A 15,094-nucleotide genomic window follows, 5' to 3' on the forward strand; every position below is an offset into this window, starting at 1 on the left:
CGCCCAGGAGGTCAGCCGTGTCCGACGACCGCCCGATCGCCCTCGACGAATACCCCGTCCACCAGGCTCCCCTGTCGATGAAGCACCTGGTCACCGGCGACCGCAACGCCTACGACCGGTGCATCTTCCAGGTCTTCGACCACCAGGGCCGCGCCCTGCTCATCGCCGGTCTCGGGGTCTACCCCAACACCGGGGTCATCGACGCCTACGCCACCCTGCGCGTCGGCGACCGGCTGCATGCCGTACGCGCGTCCGACGCCCTGACCGACGACCGGATGAACCTCGCCGTCGGCCCCTTGCGCATCACCGTCGACGAGCCGCTGCGCCGCCTCACCCTGAACTGCGACCCCGACCCGGACGACCCGGGATCGCTCTCGTACGACCTCACCTGGAGCGCGGACTTCCCCGCTGTGTGGGAGCCGCACCACATCCAGCGCCGCGGCGACCGGCTGATGCTCGAAGGCCGCCGCTTCGTCCAGGCGGGCAGCTGCACCGGTGTGATCCGGGTGGCCGGGGAAGAGATACAGGTGACAGCGGGGGAGTGGACCGGCACCCGCGACCGCAGCTGGGGCGTGCGGTCCATACCGGGCGAGGAAGGCGGCCGCGCCGCCGAAGAGCTGCGGCCGGAGGGCTTCCACTGGCTCTGGATCCCCGTCCGCTTCGATGACCGCTTCCTCATGGTGATCGTCCAGGAGGACGCCGACGGCCACCGCAGCCTGAACGAGGCGGTGCTCGTACGTGACGGGGAGCGCGACGTCCAGCTCGGCTGGCCCAACACCGACATCACCTACCGGCCCGGCACCCGCGATCCGCGCGGCGCCGTCGTGCATCTCACCGACCCCGCCCGCAAACCCCTCGAACTCGGCGTCGAGATCCTCGCCTCCTCGCCGCTGGCCGTCGGCGCGGGCTATCCGCCCGCCGCCGACTGGCAGCACGGCACCTGGCAGGGCCGCGGCTGGACCGACCGGCACGTCTATGACCTCGCCGATCCGGCGGCCCACCCCATGGCCGCCTACGGCGTCACCGACCACTCCGCCCGCTTCACACTGGACGGCCGGACCGGGCACGGGATCTTCGAGCACGGCAGCTTCGGCCGGCACGACCCGAGCGGCTTCACCGGATACGAATCGGTCGCCCCCTGACCTCCCGAGAGGACCTTCCGAGAGGAACCGGCAGATGGCAACGGCACCCCGCCCCCGCACCACCACCCGCGACCCCGAGGAGCTGGCCCGTCGTCTGACCGCCTGGCTGGACGCCCGGCTGCCCGGCGCGAAGGTCGGCGGCATCCGGGTCCCCGAGTCCAACGGCATGTCCAGCGAGACGCTCCTCTTCGACATTGAGCACCCCGAACCGCCCGTCAGGGCCTGCGCGTTGCGGCTCGCCGCCGACCCCGACGCGTACACGATCTTCCCCGTGTACGACATGGCGCTGCAGTACCGCACCATGCGGGACATTGCCGAGCACACCGACCTCCCCGTCCCGCGCGTGCTGTGGCTGGAGGAGGACCCCGGAGCCCTGGGCGCGCCCTTCTTCGTGATGGAGCGCGTGGAGGGCCGGGTGCCGCCCGACGTCATGCCCTATACGTACGAGGGCAATTGGCTGCACGCCGCGAGCGACGCCGAGCGCGCCCACCTCGAAGCCGCCACGATTTCGCTGCTTGCCCGGCTGCACGACCAGCACCCCGTCGAAGCCGCCGACGGCAGCGCGCTGAGCCGCCATGTCGATGCCCAACGGGCGTACTACGCCTGGGTGGTGAACGGGCTGCCGCGCTCACCGCTCATCGAGTCCGGCTTCGACCGGCTCGACGCCGACTGGCCGGCCGACGAGGGCGCGCCCGTCCAGAACTGGGGCGACGCCCGCATCGGCAACATCATCTACGACGGCTTCGAGCCCGCGGCCGTACTCGACTGGGAGATGGCCGCACAGGCCCCGCGCGAGGTGGACCTCGGCTGGACGGTCTACCTCCACCGCTTCTTCCAGGACCTGACCGTGCGCTTCGGCCAGCCGGGCCTGCCGGACTTCCTGCGCCGCGACGCCATCGAGCGGCGCTACGCCGAACTCACCGGCCACACACCGCGCGACATGGACTTCTACACGCTGTACGCGGCGCTGCGGCACGCGATCGTCATGCTGCGCGTCGCCTACCGCCAGGTCCACTTCGGCGAGGCCCGGATCCCCGAAGACCCGGACAGCCTGATCCTGCACCACGGCACTCTCGCCGCCATGGTGCAGGGAAGCTACTGGATGTAGGAGGTCAGGCCGCGTCGCGCCGCATGTGCGGCACGCGCAGGGGACGCGAGCCCGGACCGCCGACGTGCGAGAAGGGCTGCGTCCGCCAGTCGAGTCCCTGAGGGAGCGTCAACAGGAGTGCGGTGTCCTGCTCCTGGACCTCCAGGCTCTCGTCCGCGGGTCGCGCCTGCGAGGCGGAGCGGCCGGTCCCGGCGCACACGGTGAGCCCGAAGGGATTCCAGGGCGTGGGGCACAGCGCGTGCTCCGGCAGGACGTCCTCGTCCGCGAGCAGCGCGATCGGCTGTGCGCAGTCCGGGCAGATGACCCGGTACATCTCAAAGGTGTCGTACGCGTCGAGCTCGTCGATCTCGGCCGGTTCGGCCGAATCGACGGGCTCCGGTTCGGTACGTCCGCTGTTCTTGACACTCTGCATGGTGAATCTCCCCCTCGGGTGGGCCGACCAGCCACGTGCGGCCTCGACCACAGCAAGCAATTCCCCACCGGCCCGGGAGGTAACCGTGCGGTCACGAGGGAGCGGCCCGCGAACCTGTGGCATTCGTCACATGCCCGCCGCAGGTGCCTCCGGGTGCCTCCGCCGACTGTGCCGGAAGCTGCCCGGGGCAATAGGTTGATCCGCATGGAGGAGCTGGACAGACAGATCGTGGAATTGCTCGTCAAGGACGGACGGATGAGCTACACCGATCTGGGCAAGGCCACTGGCCTGTCCACATCGGCGGTTCATCAGCGCGTCCGCCGCCTGGAGCAGCGTGGTGTCATCCGCGGCTATGCCGCGGTCGTCGACCCGGAGGCGGTCGGGCTGCCGCTCACCGCGTTCATCTCGGTCAAGCCCTTCGACCCGAGTGCGCCGGACGACATCGCGGAACGTCTCGCCGACGTGCCCGAGATCGAGGCCTGCCACAGCGTCGCGGGCGACGAGAACTACATCCTCAAGGTGCGCGTCCCGACCCCGCTGGAGCTGGAGCATCTGCTCACCCGCATCCGCTCGCTGTCCGGGGTCTCCACACGTACGACCGTCGTGCTCTCCACCCCGTACGAGGCACGCCCGCCGCGTATCTAGGTCGTGTCTTCAAAGTCCCGTCTGCCCGGCGGCGTCTGGCACGCACTCCCTCGTAGCCCTTCGGGCACGGGAGGTGCCCCCATGCCGCGTTGTCGTCAGTCGCCGATGCTCCGCATGGACTCTCCCCCTGCCTTCGGCGGGGGGACCCCCATCCTCCGCCTTGCGATCGCATGCACCAGACGCCGCCGGGCCCGCGCTTCGGGCGGACGTCGCTACTTTGAAGACACTCTCTAGGCTGGTCTCATGACCGAGAGCACCGCCCCCCAGAGCGAACACCGCACCGTGCTGCTGCGCGGTGGAGAAGTCCACAGCCCCGCCGACCCCTTCGCCACCGCGATGGTCGTCGAACGAGGGCATGTCGCCTGGGTGGGCTCCGAGGGCGCAGCCGACGCCTTCGCCGCCGGTGTCGACGAAGTGATCGACCTCGAAGGGGCGCTGGTCACCCCGGCGTTCACCGACGCACATGTGCACACCACGGCGACCGGCCTCGCCCTCACCGGGCTCGACCTGTCCCGGGCGGACAGCCTGGCCGACGCGCTTCGTCTCGTACGGGAGCACAGCGCCGCACACCGGGCCGACACGGTGCTCCTCGGCCATGGCTGGGACGCCACGCGCTGGCCCGAGCAGCGTCCGCCGTCCCGCGCGGAACTGGACGAGGCGACCGGCGGACGCCCCCTCTATCTGCCCCGGATCGACGTCCACTCCGCGGTCGTCACCACCGCCCTGCTCGACCTGGTCCCCGGTGTCACCGGCCGCACCGGCTACCACCCGGACGCGCCGCTCACCGCGGCCGCCCACCACGCCGTGCGCGCGGCGGCCCATGGCGCGATCACCCCTCAGCAGCGCGCCGCGGCCCAGCGGGCCGCACTCGCCCGGGCCGCGTCACTGGGCATCGGAAGCGTCCATGAATGCGCCGGACCCGACATCTCCGACGAGGACGACTTCGTGTCCCTGCTGGCCCTGGCCGAGGCGGAAGCCGGGCCCAGGGTCGTCGGTTACTGGGCCGAACGGGTCGCGAATGCGAAAGACGCCCAGCGCATCCGCGAACTCGGCGCGATCGGCGCGGCCGGGGACCTCTTCGCCGACGGCTCCCTCGGCTCGCACACCGCCTGCCTGCACACCCCCTACGCCGATGCCGCGCACACCGGCACCGCGCACCTGGACGCCGCCGACGTGGCCGCCCATGTCGCCGCCTGCACCGAGGCCGGGCTGCAGGCCGGCTTCCACGCCATCGGCGACGCCGCGCTGACCGCGGTCACCGAAGGCATCAGGGCCGCGGCGGACTCGCTCGGCCTCGCCCGCGTCCGGGCCGCCCGCCATCGCATCGAGCACGCCGAGATGCTCACCCCCGAAACCATCGCCGCCTTCGCCGAGTTCGGCCTCACGGCCTCCGTCCAGCCCGCCTTCGACGCGGCCTGGGGCGGCGATACGGGCATGTACGCGCAGCGTCTGGGCGTCGACCGGGCCCGCACGCTCAACCCGTACGCCGCACTCCTGCGCGCCGGAGTCCCGCTCGCCTTCGGCTCCGACAGCCCGGTGACGCCGCTGGATCCCTGGGGGACCGTCAGGGCGGCCGCCTTCCACCGCACTCCCGAGCACCGGGTCTCCGTCCGCGCCGCCTTCACCGCTCATACGCGCGGCGGCTGGCGGGCCGTCGGGCGCGACGACGCAGGTGTTCTGGTCCCGGGCGCGCCCGCGGACTACGCCCTGTGGCGCACCGGGGAACTGGTCGTCCAGGCCCCCGACGACCGGGTCGCCCGCTGGTCCACCGACCCGCGTTCCGGCACCCCGGGCCTGCCCGATCTCACCCCTGGCGGCGAACTCCCGGTCTGCCTGCGGACAGTGGTCTTCGGACGAACCGTCTTTGAGCGGCCGAACGAGTGACGTGCGGACATTTCGTACCGCCGATCGAAGTTCCGGGCGCTCGGCCGCGACCTGCGGATCTTCGGCGCTGACCTGGTGATTTGGGCAAAGCTCGCAGATCAGACGACTGTTGACATGGAGCGCCCACCGGCGGGTAGGTTCGGCCGAGTCCACCACGGGACGTCCTACCGGCGACTTCCACGCAGTCTTCGAACGCCGCTGGGCCATGGGGCAGCGTGCCGCACCGGCGCACTGCCACTGGGAGCCAGGTTCAGCGCCCGCGCCTCGGGGGCGAGGGAAGGTTTCAGCCGGTTGGCAGGTGTGACCCGGGTGGGGTCCGGCGTTCAGTAGACAACGGCTCTCGGTCGACCCGCAGCCAGCGGGTCCCAGGTCGGCCCGAAGGACGCCGGGCCCCGATCCGCAGGCCTGCCTACCCCTCCGGCCGCTATCCGCGTGCCCTTCGCGCGGGCTTCGCCGGGCCCCCTGCCCCCCAGGTCCGTGCCGCTGCATCCGCGCGCCGAGCGCTCGCTATGGTGGGGCTCTGTGCACGGACTTTAAGGGGCAGCAGTGAACGACGGCGGTCAGCGGCGGTACGGCCCGCTCGGCAGAGCCTTGGTGATCATCCCGACCTACAACGAGGTCGAGAACATCAAGCCGATCGTCTCCCGGGTGCGCGCAGCCGTGCCCGAGGCGGACATCCTGATCGCCGACGACAACAGCCCCGACGGAACCGGCAAGGTCGCCGACGAACTCGTGGCCCAGGACGACAAGGTGCACGTCCTGCACCGCAAGGGCAAGGAAGGTCTCGGTGCGGCCTATCTCGCGGGCTTCGCCTGGGGCATCGAGCACGGCTTCGGCGTACTCGTCGAAATGGACGCCGACGGCTCCCACCAGCCGGAGGAGCTTCCGCGGCTGCTGACCGCGCTCAAGGGCGCCGATCTGGTCCTCGGCTCGCGCTGGGTCCCCGGCGGGCGCGTGGTGAACTGGCCCAAGCACCGCCAGTTCCTCTCCCGCGGCGGCAGCACCTACTCCCGCCTGCTGCTCGGCGTCCCCATCCGGGATGTCACCGGCGGCTTCCGCGCCTTCCGCGCCGAGACCCTCCAGGGTCTCGGGCTGACCGAAGTCGCCTCCCAGGGCTACTGCTTCCAGGTCGACCTCGCCCGCCGGGCCGTCGCCGCCGGGTATCACGTCGTGGAAGTGCCGATCACCTTCGTCGAGCGCGAGCTGGGCGACTCCAAGATGAGCAGGGACATCGTCGTCGAGGCGCTGTGGAGGGTCACCGCGTGGGGAGTGGGCGACCGGGCGAACCGCCTCCTCGGCCGCAAGCCGTCCTGACCGGCCCCTAGCTGACCAGCCCTAGCTGACCGGGCTCTTACTGACCGGCCCCTTACGCCGCTCGGGCGGACGCCCAGGCACACTGGGAGCATGACGACCGGTTCACCCACCCCGACGGCCCCCAAGCGCTCACGCGCCCGCACCTTCGTCCCGCTCGGCATCGCCGCCTGGGTGGTCCTGGAGGTCTGGCTCCTGACCCTCGTCGCTTCGGCGGCGGGCGGGCTGACCGTGCTGGCTCTGCTCGTCGGCGGCGCCGTGCTCGGCGCCGTCGTCATCAAGCGCGCCGGCCGGCGGGCCTTCCGCAGTCTCACCGAGACCCTGCAGCAACAGCAGCAGGGGCAGAGCCCCGCGGCGAGCAACGGCAACGGCACGGGCACCGGCACCACGGGCAATGGCTTCCTCATGCTCGGCGGATTGCTGCTGATGCTGCCCGGCCTGATCTCCGACGTCGTGGGACTGGCGCTGCTGGTGCGGCCGGTCCGCACCGCGCTCGGCCGGTACGCGGAGCGGTCGCTGGAGCGCCGTGTGCGTGCCGCATCGCCCGGCAGCCTGGGCGACGCCTTCCAGCAGGCCAGAATTCACCGGCCGGACGGAAAGGTTGTGCAGGGTGAGGTCATCCGGCCGGACGCGACACGGCCTTCGCGCGGTTACGAGGACGAGGGGCCCCGGCCCCCGCTGACGCCCTGAGATCACAACAGCCGCGGGCCGTCTCACATCACTGTGAGACGGCCCGCGGCTGTTGTGTATTGATGACGCTGTTCGTGCGGTGTTACGCGGTCAGGCGGACTTCCGGCTGTCCCGCGGGTGCACGGCGATGTTCATGGCGCCGGAACGAAGGACCGCCAGCCTCTCGGCCAGCACCTCCTCCAGCTCCTCGCGAGTGCGCCGCTCCATGAGCATGTCCCAGTGCGTTCGCGCCGGCTTGCCCTTCTTCTCCTCGGGGCCATCCCCGTCGACCAGGAGTGCCTGGGTCCCGCAGACCTTGCACTCCCACTCCGGCGGAATTTCCGCCTCAACCGAGAAGGGCATCTCAAAACGATGGCCCTTCTCGCATGCGTACTCCACCGCCTGGCGCGGGGCCAGATCGATGCCGCGGTCCGTCTCGTAGCTGGTCACCACGAGTCGCGTACCGCGGAGAGCTCGCTCACTCATGAATCGTGCCTCCCGGGCTTGTCGCCCACAGGACAGGTGTCGCTGTCGTCGTCATCCGGTCAACGTCCGGTCGGCGGTAAAGATTCCCGTTCCGGGTCATGCGTCGCCCGTCGTGCCGCCCCTTGTTGTACCCACCAGTGCCCGGTTTGTCACATCTGATAGAAAGTGTCACCCAGTGAATTCACTTCTTCAGCGCGCAGTAACGGTCCGCCTGGCAAGCCAAAGGCGTACACTACCGGCCTTTCACTTCAACGTCTAAATTCGCTCCGGCACCGGGTTGCCCGCAGCGGCCACCGCCTGCTTGATCGGTACCCGCGCGAGCAGTACGGAACCGAGCACGAAGAAGACCACCAGAGAGATGATCGCGTCCCGATAACTGCCGGTCAGCTGGTACGCGAGGCCGAACACCAGCGGTCCCAGCCAGCTCAGCCCCCGGTCGCTCATCTCGTACGCGGAGAAGTACTCGGCCTCCTTGCCGCGCGGCACCAGATGTGAGAACAGCGACCTCGACAGCGCCTGGCTGCCGCCCAGCACCAGACCGATCGCCCCCGCCAGAGCGAAGAACCAGACCGGTGCCCCGGCCGGCAGGAAGTACCCCGCCGCCAGAATCAGGGTCCAGACGGCGAGCGAGGCGAGAATCGTCCGCTTGGCCCCGTGGGTACGGGCGAGCCGGCCCATGCCCAGCGCGCCCACGACCGCGAGCACCTGTACCAGCAGCACCGCGGTGATCAAGGTCGTCTGGTCGAGGCCCAGCTCCTCGGAGCCGTAGACCGACGCCTGCGAGATCACCGTCTGGACCCCGTCGTTGTAGATCAGATACGCCAGCAGGAACGACAGCGTCAGCGGATGCCGGCGCATGTCGCGCAGCGTGGCCAGCAGCTGCCGCCAGCCGGACCCGACCGCGCCCTCGCCGCTCGGCGCCACCCGCCGGTCCCGCAGGCGCCGCAGCGGTACGAGTGTGAAGGCGCCCCACCACAGTCCCGCCGACGCCAGACAGATCCGCACCGCCGCCGACTCCGAGAGGCCGAAGGAATCGTGGCCCGAGTAGAGGACCAGATTCAGTACCAGCACCAGCGCCCCGGACGTGTAGCCGAAGGCCCAGCCGCGCGAGGAGACCGCATCGCGTTCCTCCGGCTCCGCGATCTGCGGCAGATACGCGTTGTAGAGGACCATCGACACCGACAGCGAGGCGTTCGCGACGATCAGCAGGAACGCGCCGAGCAGATACCGCTCGCCTTCCAGGAAGAACATTCCCGTCGTCGCGGCCGCCCCCACGTAGGCAGCCACCGCCAGCATCGGCTTCTTGCGCCCGGTACGGTCCGCGGCCGCGCCCGCCAGCGGCATCACCAGTACGGCGACCACCACCGAGACCGAGACCGCGTACGGGAAGACCGAGCCCGCGCGCACCGGGATGCCCAGCGGATGCACAAACCCGTCGGCGTCCGCGGCGGCCTTCGCCACCGCGGTCAGATAGGGCCCGAGAAAGACGGTCAGCACACTCGTCGAATAGACGGAGCACGCGAAGTCGTAGAAGTACCAGCCGCGTTGCTCGCGTCTGCGCTCATTCGTCCCGGTCGTCCGGCCCGCGGTGTCGGTCGTCACGCCGCGCCCCCTCGCTCGTCCCGTTGTGCAGACGTTCGAGGTTCAGACCCAGACTCCCCGGTCGGTCAGTACCGTGCGCAACGTCTCCAGATGATCGGTCATGATGCCATCCACGCCGAGGTCGAGGAGCGCTGCCATCCGATCCGGGTCGTTGACGGTCCAGACATGGACCTGCAGACCGCGCTCGTGTGCCGCCCGCACGAAGCGCCGGTCCACCACCCGGATGCCGTTCTGCGACTCGGGGACCTGCGCACACACCGCGCCCATCCGCAGGGCGGCGGGAATTCCGTACGAGCGCAGGCGCAGGCCCAGCACACCCCGCACGCCGTACGACGTCGCGAGGCGCGGACCTGCCAGCCGCATGGCACGCGCCACCCGGCCCTCGGAGAACGAGCCGATGCACACCCGCTCCCAGGCACCCGCCCGGCGGATCAGATCGACCAGCGGGACCAGCGCGGGCTCGGCCTTGATGTCGACGTTCCAGCGGGCGTCCGGGAACTCCTCCAGCAGCTCCTCGAACAGCGCCAGCGGCTCCCTGCCGCCCACCCTGGCCTGCTGCACCTCGCTCCAGGGCAGCGCGGCGATCTTGCCGCTCGCGTCCGTCACCCGGTCCAGCGTGGTGTCGTGGAAGGCGACCAGACTGCCGTCCGCGGTCGTGTGCACATCGGTCTCGAAGTAGCGGTAACCAAGATCGGCGGCTCGCCGGAAGGCGGCCGCGGTGTTCTCGATCCCGTCGGCCGCACCGCCGCGATGGGCGAAGGCGATCGTGGAGGGATGGTCCAGATAGGGGTGGAGTACGCGCGTCACTTTGGCAGTATCGCCTGCTCCGGTGTCCCCGCGGCGACGACCGTGCTGACAGTGCCCTGATCGGAGATGGCGAAGACGCGCAGGAACAGCTGCGCCAGGGGACCGATCGCCAGGGCGTAGGCGACCGTGCCGACGCCGACCGTGCCGCCGAGCACGAAACCGGTCGCCACCACGGCCACCTCGATGGCCGTACGGACCAGCCGGATCGAGCGGCCCGTGACCCGGTGCAGACCCGTCATCAGACCATCACGCGGCCCGGGGCCGAAGCGCGCCGCGATATACAGGCCCGTCGCCACGCCATTGAGCACGATGCCGCCGACAAGCACCGGAATCTGCACCGCGAGTCCGTGGGCGTCCGGCACGAGGGCGAGCGTGCCGTCCATCGCGATACCGATCACGAAGACATTGGAGACCGTGCCGAGCCCGGGCCGCTGTCTGATCGGGATCCACAGCAGCAGCACGGCCGCGCCGACAATGATCGAAACGACCCCGATCGTCAGACCCGTCCGCTCGGCCAGACCCTGATGGAGCACCCCCCAGGGTTCGAGCCCGAGACCGCCGCGCACCAGGAGCGCCGAGCTCACTCCGTAGAGGGCCAGGCCGATGTAGAGCTGCAGCAGCCTGCGGGTGAGATGAGTGGACACGGCGGTCACTTGACGCCCCCTGGTGGTGGGTGTGGACTGGCTCATGACACTCTGTGGCTACGGAACAGATGCCAACCATGGCCAATTCGAGGAAGGTGGACTGACTTCCATGACGCAGTGGACCTCTGCGGTGGGGGCGGCGCAGCTCGCCCGGCAGCTCACCTCCCAGCAGCCCCGCCCGGCCGGGCCCGGTGCTCGCAAGCCGCCCGCCTACCGCGCACTCGCCGACGGCATCCGGTTGCTCGTCCTCGAAGGCCGCGTCCCGGTCGCCGCCCGGCTGCCCGCCGAACGCGAGCTCGCGCTGTCGCTGTCCGTCAGCCGTACGACCGTCGCCGCCGCCTACGAGGCGCTGCGCGCCGAGGGCTTCCTCGAATCCCGCAGGGGAGCGGGCAGCTGGACGGCTGTGCCCGCCGGGAACCCGCTGCCGGCACGCGGCCTGGAACCTCTGCCGCCCGAGTCGCTCGGTTCGATGATCGACCTCGGCTGCGCGGCCCTGCCCGCCCCCGAACCCTGGCTCACCCGCAGTGTCCAGGGTGCACTCGAAGAACTGCCGCCGTACGCCCACACCCATGGCGACTATCCGGCAGGGCTGCCCGCGCTGCGGCAGATGCTCGCCGACCGCTACAGCGAGCGCGGCATCCCGACCATGCCCGAGCAGATCATGGTCACCACGGGTGCGATGGGCGCGATCGACGCCATCTGTCATCTCTTCGCCGGACGCGGGGAGCGCATCGCCGTCGAGTCCCCCTCCTACGCCAACATCCTTCAGCTGATGCGGGAAGCGGGCGCCCGGCTCGTGCCGGTCGCCATGGCCGAAGGGCTGACCGGCTGGGACATCCCGCGCTGGCGGCAGGTGCTGCGGGACGCCGCACCCCGGCTCGCCTATGTGGTGGCCGACTTCCACAATCCGACCGGCGCCCTGGCCGACGAGGACCAGCGCCGCCGTCTCGTCGACGCGGCACGGTCCGCCGGCACGGTGCTCGTCGTCGACGAGACCATGTCCGAGCTCCATCTGGACGAGGGCATCGACATGCCCCGGCCCGTCTGCGCCTTCGATCCGGCGGGCAGCACGGTCCTCACGGTCGGCTCGGCCAGCAAGGCCTTCTGGGCGGGGATGCGCATCGGCTGGGTGCGCGCGGCCCCGGATGTGATCCGCTCGCTGGTCTCGGCCCGCGCGTATGCCGACCTGGGCACGCCCGTACTGGAACAGCTCGCGGTCAACTGGCTGATGCAGACAGGTGGTTGGGAGGAAGCGGTCGCCATCCGGCGGGGGCAGGCGCGGGAGAACCGCGACGCTCTGGTCGCGGCGCTGCGCAGGGAGCTGCCCGACTGGGAGTACGACGTGCCGAGCGGCGGGCTCACCCTCTGGGTGCGCACCGGCGGTCTTTCCGGCTCCCGGCTCGCCGAGGTCGGCGAACGGGTGGGTGTGCGGGTGCCCTCCGGGCCCCGCTTCGGAGTCGACGGGGCCTTCGAGGGCTATGTCCGGCTGCCGTTCACGGTCGGCGGACCGGTCGCGGACGAGGCGGCGGCACGGCTGGCGGCCGCGGCCCGGCTGGTCGCGACGGGCGCGACGACCGGGACGGAAGCGCCGAGGACGTTCGTCGCCTGACGGGACTCGTCAGCTCTCGGCCGGTACGGGACTTGCCACGGGACTTGCCACGGGATTCGCCACGGGATCCGCGACCGGATCGGGTACGGCTCCGGTCGCGGCCTGGTCCTGCCGCTCCGGCAGCAGCGCCAGCACAGCACGTCGCTGTGCCTCGCTCGTCGCCTCGTCGTACGGGTCCGGGGTCGCCGGTACCTGAATCCTGAGCACCGGACCCGTACCGAGCCGGGCGTAGCCGCGCCCGGGCGGGACCTCGGGCGTCGGCGTGGTGTGCGGCCGGGTCCCGAGGACGGACTCGACCTGCTCGAAGGTGGCCCGGCCCAGCACGATCCGCGCGCGGGTGTGCGTCCGCAGGGTCTCGGTGAGCGAGTCCAGGCTGTCGAACTGCTCAGTCACCACCACCGTGACCTGCGCGGCCCTGCCGTGACGCAGCGGCACCTGAAGCAGCTGCTGCGGATCGGTGTCCCCGTCGGCCGCCGCGAGATGACCGAAGATGCTCGGCCTGTCCAGCAGGATCCACAGCGGGCGCCTGGTGTCGTCGGGCGCGGGATGCCCGGCCTGCCGGGCACGGTTGGCGGCGATCAGCCGCCGCTCGGTCTCGTGCGCCGCCCACTCCAGGCTCGCCAGCGCACCGGCGAGAGAGCACTCGACGGCCAGCACGCCCGCCCGCCCCGTGAGACAGGCGTACTCCCCGGTGCCGCTGCCCTCCACGATCAGTACGTCGCCGTGCTGCAGGGCCTGGAGTGCGATCGAACGCAGCAGGGTCGTGGTGCCACTGCCGGGCTCGCCGACCGCCAGCAGATGCGGCTCCGTCGAGCGCGGTCCGGTGCGCCAGAGGACCGGAGGGACGTCATGGGTCTCCTCGCCCTCCGACACCGGCACGGTGCGCCGCACGGCGTCGGCATCGGTGAAGCCCAGCACGGTCTCGCCGGGGACAGTGACGAAACGCTGGGCGGCGATGGCGGTGGACAGGGCGGGCAGCACGCTCATCACGAGCCGGTTGCCCTCCTCGTCCCAGGTGAAGAGATACTCGCGGCCGCGCCCGGACTTGGCGTGCAGCAGCTGCTCGATGCGGGCCCGGGACTCGGCCTCGCCGTCGGTGAAGTACGCGGGATAGGCCACCCGGAGCCGGGTGAGGCGTCCATTGCCGTCGAACTCGTAGTCGCTGAAGGCCTTGCTCCAGTCGCCGCCGTGGGCGAACAGCGGAGCGGGGTCTTCGGCGACGGAGAAGTGCGGCACGAGCGCCTCGTACAGGGCTCGCAGCCGGCCGGCCTCCGCCTCGTCCGGTCCGTTCTTCACCGGTGTACGCACCCGGCCCTTCCAGGCGGCCGCGGCCATCACCGAGATCAGGGCGACCAGCGGCCCGTACGGGATGAGCGCGACCACCAGGACGCAGGACGCGACCAGGAACAGCGTGGGTCCACGCCGTTCCTTGGGCGTGGCGGCCCACCTGTGCCGGGCCATGACGGCCAGCTGCCGCAGACCGCGGGTGATGGTGATCAGCGGATGGAGGACGTCCGTGGCGCTGTCGGCGGCCGTGCGCGCGATCTCCCGGCTCCGGGCGATCTGTGCGCTGCCGTTGCTGAGAATGCGGGGGAGTGGTCGCCGGGCCACATCGGTCTCCTGAAGGTGCTGGGGGTGCACATGGTGTCGGCCGGTACTGCGGGAGTCAGAACTTGATCCCGCCCAGGAGGCTGGCGAGACTCGCGCTGCCGGCCTTGATGCTCGGCGCGATCGCCGTGCCCGAGATGAAGAAGCCGAAGAGCGAGCAGACGAATGCGTGGGAGCCCTTGAGCCCGTCCTTCCTGAAAAAGAGGAAGACGATGATGCCGAGCAGCACGACGCCTGAGATGGAGAGGATCATGAGTGGTTCTCCTGGTTGAGGGGACAGTCACCATGAGTACTTCCATGCTCACAGGAAGCATCTATGTGATAAAAGGTGCAAATGGGTGAAATTCCCCTGATTTCACTCCACTGGCGGACGCCGGACCTCCGGCCGGGGGGCACACTGCGCGGTTGCGCTGCACAGTGCCTCTCTCGCGGTGATCCTTTGCCGCGGCCGGACCGCCTCCTGTCGGAGTGCGGGCAGTACCCTGTCGATTCACTCGTACGGCTACTCCTGCCGTGCGCCCCAGGCCAACGCAGCGAAAGGCGGTCCTCCCGATGAGCGAAGCCCCGGATCCCGAGGTGATCGAGCTCGCCACCAAGGTCTTCGACCTGGCGCGCCAGGGAGAGACCGAGGCACTCGCCGCGTACATCGACGCCGGAGTGCCCGCGAACCTCACCAATGACCGCGGCGACACCCTCGTGATGCTGGCCGCCTACCACGGGCACGCCCCGGCCGTGGAGGCGCTTCTCGCCCGCGGCGCCGAGCCGGACCGGGCCAACGACCGCGGCCAGACGCCGCTCGCCGGTGCCGTCTTCAAGAGCGAGGACGCCGTCATCCGTGTACTCCTGGCCGGCGGAGCCGACCCAAAGGCAGGGACCCCGTCCGCCGTGGATACAGCGCGGATGTTTGGGAAGACAGACCTCCTGGAGCTGTTCGGCGACCAATGAGCGGTCGCCGTAAGGCCGTTGAGGGATTGCTGAGCGGACGCCGACAGGTCGCCGGGAGGGACGCCGTAAATGTGGTCGCGGTGGCGATATGGGTGGGTCATCATGACGTCGGGCCCTACCCCGGATTTCATCCGGGAGTTCCCCTGGGGCCACCGACGAGAGGCAGAGGAAGATGGTCTACACCAAGCGGAAGACAACGGGCGGCCCGACATGTTGCTGCGC

The 15,094-nt window shown here is 70.6% G+C and carries 15 protein-coding genes; 8 read left to right on the forward strand and 7 right to left on the reverse strand.

Going from position 1 to position 15,094, the window contains the following annotated elements:
* The first annotated feature begins 17 nt into the window (after positions 1-17).
* The gene (locus OOK40_RS34255) at positions 18-1,142 is read left to right on the forward strand and encodes a hypothetical protein (RefSeq protein ID WP_266489493.1); all 1,125 of its coding nucleotides are present in this window, start codon (positions 18-20) and stop codon (positions 1,140-1,142) included.
* 34 nt (positions 1,143-1,176) lie between these two features.
* Positions 1,177-2,250: a phosphotransferase family protein gene (locus OOK40_RS34260; protein WP_266489495.1), complete on the forward strand. Its 1,074-nt coding sequence runs from the start codon at positions 1,177-1,179 to the stop codon at positions 2,248-2,250.
* Positions 2,251-2,254: 4 nt separating this feature from the next.
* On the opposite strand, the gene OOK40_RS34265 is transcribed toward OOK40_RS34260, so the two are convergent.
* Positions 2,255-2,662 (reverse strand): hypothetical protein, encoded by a 408-nt coding sequence (locus OOK40_RS34265; protein WP_266489496.1) that lies wholly within the window; start codon positions 2,660-2,662, stop codon positions 2,255-2,257.
* A 204-nt stretch (positions 2,663-2,866) separates the two neighbouring features.
* Between OOK40_RS34265 and OOK40_RS34270 the strand changes: the two genes are divergently transcribed.
* The 4 genes from OOK40_RS34270 (at position 2,867) to fxsA (ending at position 7,192) form a co-directional block, all read left to right on the forward strand.
* Complete coding sequence (locus OOK40_RS34270; RefSeq protein WP_142215982.1) at positions 2,867-3,307, forward strand: Lrp/AsnC family transcriptional regulator; 441 nt, start codon at positions 2,867-2,869, stop codon at positions 3,305-3,307.
* A gap of 243 nt (positions 3,308-3,550) precedes the next feature.
* Positions 3,551-5,191: an amidohydrolase gene (locus OOK40_RS34275; protein WP_266489499.1), complete on the forward strand. Its 1,641-nt coding sequence runs from the start codon at positions 3,551-3,553 to the stop codon at positions 5,189-5,191.
* A 546-nt stretch (positions 5,192-5,737) separates the two neighbouring features.
* On the forward strand, positions 5,738-6,505 hold the full coding sequence (locus tag OOK40_RS34280; RefSeq protein ID WP_266489500.1) for a polyprenol monophosphomannose synthase: 768 nt from the start codon (positions 5,738-5,740) through the stop codon (positions 6,503-6,505).
* 90 nt (positions 6,506-6,595) lie between these two features.
* On the forward strand, positions 6,596-7,192 hold the full coding sequence (gene fxsA, locus OOK40_RS34285; protein ID WP_266489501.1) for an FxsA family membrane protein: 597 nt from the start codon (positions 6,596-6,598) through the stop codon (positions 7,190-7,192).
* Between the two features lie 90 nt (positions 7,193-7,282).
* On the opposite strand, the gene OOK40_RS34290 is transcribed toward fxsA, so the two are convergent.
* From OOK40_RS34290 to OOK40_RS34305, 4 genes are all read right to left on the reverse strand, one after another.
* Complete coding sequence (locus OOK40_RS34290; RefSeq protein WP_142215978.1) at positions 7,283-7,657, reverse strand: RNA polymerase-binding protein RbpA; 375 nt, start codon at positions 7,655-7,657, stop codon at positions 7,283-7,285.
* Positions 7,658-7,912: 255 nt separating this feature from the next.
* Positions 7,913-9,259, reverse strand: coding sequence for an MFS transporter (locus OOK40_RS34295; RefSeq protein WP_266489502.1), 1,347 nt, complete (start codon positions 9,257-9,259; stop codon positions 7,913-7,915).
* Positions 9,260-9,301: 42 nt separating this feature from the next.
* Positions 9,302-10,066 (reverse strand): glycerophosphodiester phosphodiesterase, encoded by a 765-nt coding sequence (locus tag OOK40_RS34300; protein ID WP_266489503.1) that lies wholly within the window; start codon positions 10,064-10,066, stop codon positions 9,302-9,304.
* On the reverse strand, positions 10,063-10,755 hold the full coding sequence (locus OOK40_RS34305) for a YitT family protein (RefSeq protein ID WP_266489504.1): 693 nt from the start codon (positions 10,753-10,755) through the stop codon (positions 10,063-10,065). Before OOK40_RS34305 ends, OOK40_RS34300 begins: the two co-directional genes overlap by 4 nt.
* A gap of 64 nt (positions 10,756-10,819) precedes the next feature.
* On the opposite strand from OOK40_RS34305, the gene OOK40_RS34310 reads away from it, so the two are divergent.
* A complete protein-coding gene (locus tag OOK40_RS34310; RefSeq protein WP_266489505.1) occupies positions 10,820-12,319 on the forward strand; it encodes a PLP-dependent aminotransferase family protein in 1,500 nt (499 codons plus the stop codon).
* Positions 12,320-12,328: 9 nt separating this feature from the next.
* On the opposite strand, the gene OOK40_RS34315 is transcribed toward OOK40_RS34310, so the two are convergent.
* Both OOK40_RS34315 and OOK40_RS34320 read right to left on the reverse strand, forming a co-directional pair.
* A complete protein-coding gene (locus tag OOK40_RS34315; RefSeq protein ID WP_266489508.1) occupies positions 12,329-13,930 on the reverse strand; it encodes a hypothetical protein in 1,602 nt (533 codons plus the stop codon).
* A gap of 55 nt (positions 13,931-13,985) precedes the next feature.
* Positions 13,986-14,180, reverse strand: a complete 195-nt coding sequence (locus tag OOK40_RS34320; RefSeq protein WP_142215972.1) for a hypothetical protein — start codon at positions 14,178-14,180, stop codon at positions 13,986-13,988.
* A 299-nt stretch (positions 14,181-14,479) separates the two neighbouring features.
* On the opposite strand from OOK40_RS34320, the gene OOK40_RS34325 reads away from it, so the two are divergent.
* Positions 14,480-14,872: an ankyrin repeat domain-containing protein gene (locus OOK40_RS34325; protein WP_266489511.1), complete on the forward strand. Its 393-nt coding sequence runs from the start codon at positions 14,480-14,482 to the stop codon at positions 14,870-14,872.
* The last annotated feature ends 222 nt before the right edge of the window (positions 14,873-15,094 follow it).

The sequence above is a fragment of the Streptomyces sp. NBC_01481 genome (assembly GCF_026339995.1).
Lineage (GTDB): Bacteria > Actinomycetota > Actinomycetes > Streptomycetales > Streptomycetaceae > Streptomyces.

Excerpts from the sequence above, each read along its gene's own strand:
- OOK40_RS34260 (WP_266489495.1), top strand. The coding sequence starts at position 1,177 with ATGGCAACGGCACCCCGCCCCCGCACCACCACCCGCGACCCCGAGGAG.
- OOK40_RS34265 (WP_266489496.1), bottom strand. The coding sequence starts at position 2,662 with ATGCAGAGTGTCAAGAACAGCGGACGTACCGAACCGGAGCCCGTCGAT.
- OOK40_RS34270 (WP_142215982.1), top strand. The coding sequence starts at position 2,867 with ATGGAGGAGCTGGACAGACAGATCGTGGAATTGCTCGTCAAGGACGGA.
- OOK40_RS34275 (WP_266489499.1), top strand. The coding sequence starts at position 3,551 with ATGACCGAGAGCACCGCCCCCCAGAGCGAACACCGCACCGTGCTGCTG.
- fxsA (WP_266489501.1), top strand. The coding sequence starts at position 6,596 with ATGACGACCGGTTCACCCACCCCGACGGCCCCCAAGCGCTCACGCGCC.
- OOK40_RS34290 (WP_142215978.1), bottom strand. The coding sequence starts at position 7,657 with ATGAGTGAGCGAGCTCTCCGCGGTACGCGACTCGTGGTGACCAGCTAC.
- OOK40_RS34305 (WP_266489504.1), bottom strand. The coding sequence starts at position 10,755 with ATGAGCCAGTCCACACCCACCACCAGGGGGCGTCAAGTGACCGCCGTG.
- OOK40_RS34310 (WP_266489505.1), top strand. The coding sequence starts at position 10,820 with ATGACGCAGTGGACCTCTGCGGTGGGGGCGGCGCAGCTCGCCCGGCAG.
- OOK40_RS34320 (WP_142215972.1), bottom strand. The coding sequence starts at position 14,180 with ATGATCCTCTCCATCTCAGGCGTCGTGCTGCTCGGCATCATCGTCTTC.
- OOK40_RS34325 (WP_266489511.1), top strand. The coding sequence starts at position 14,480 with ATGAGCGAAGCCCCGGATCCCGAGGTGATCGAGCTCGCCACCAAGGTC.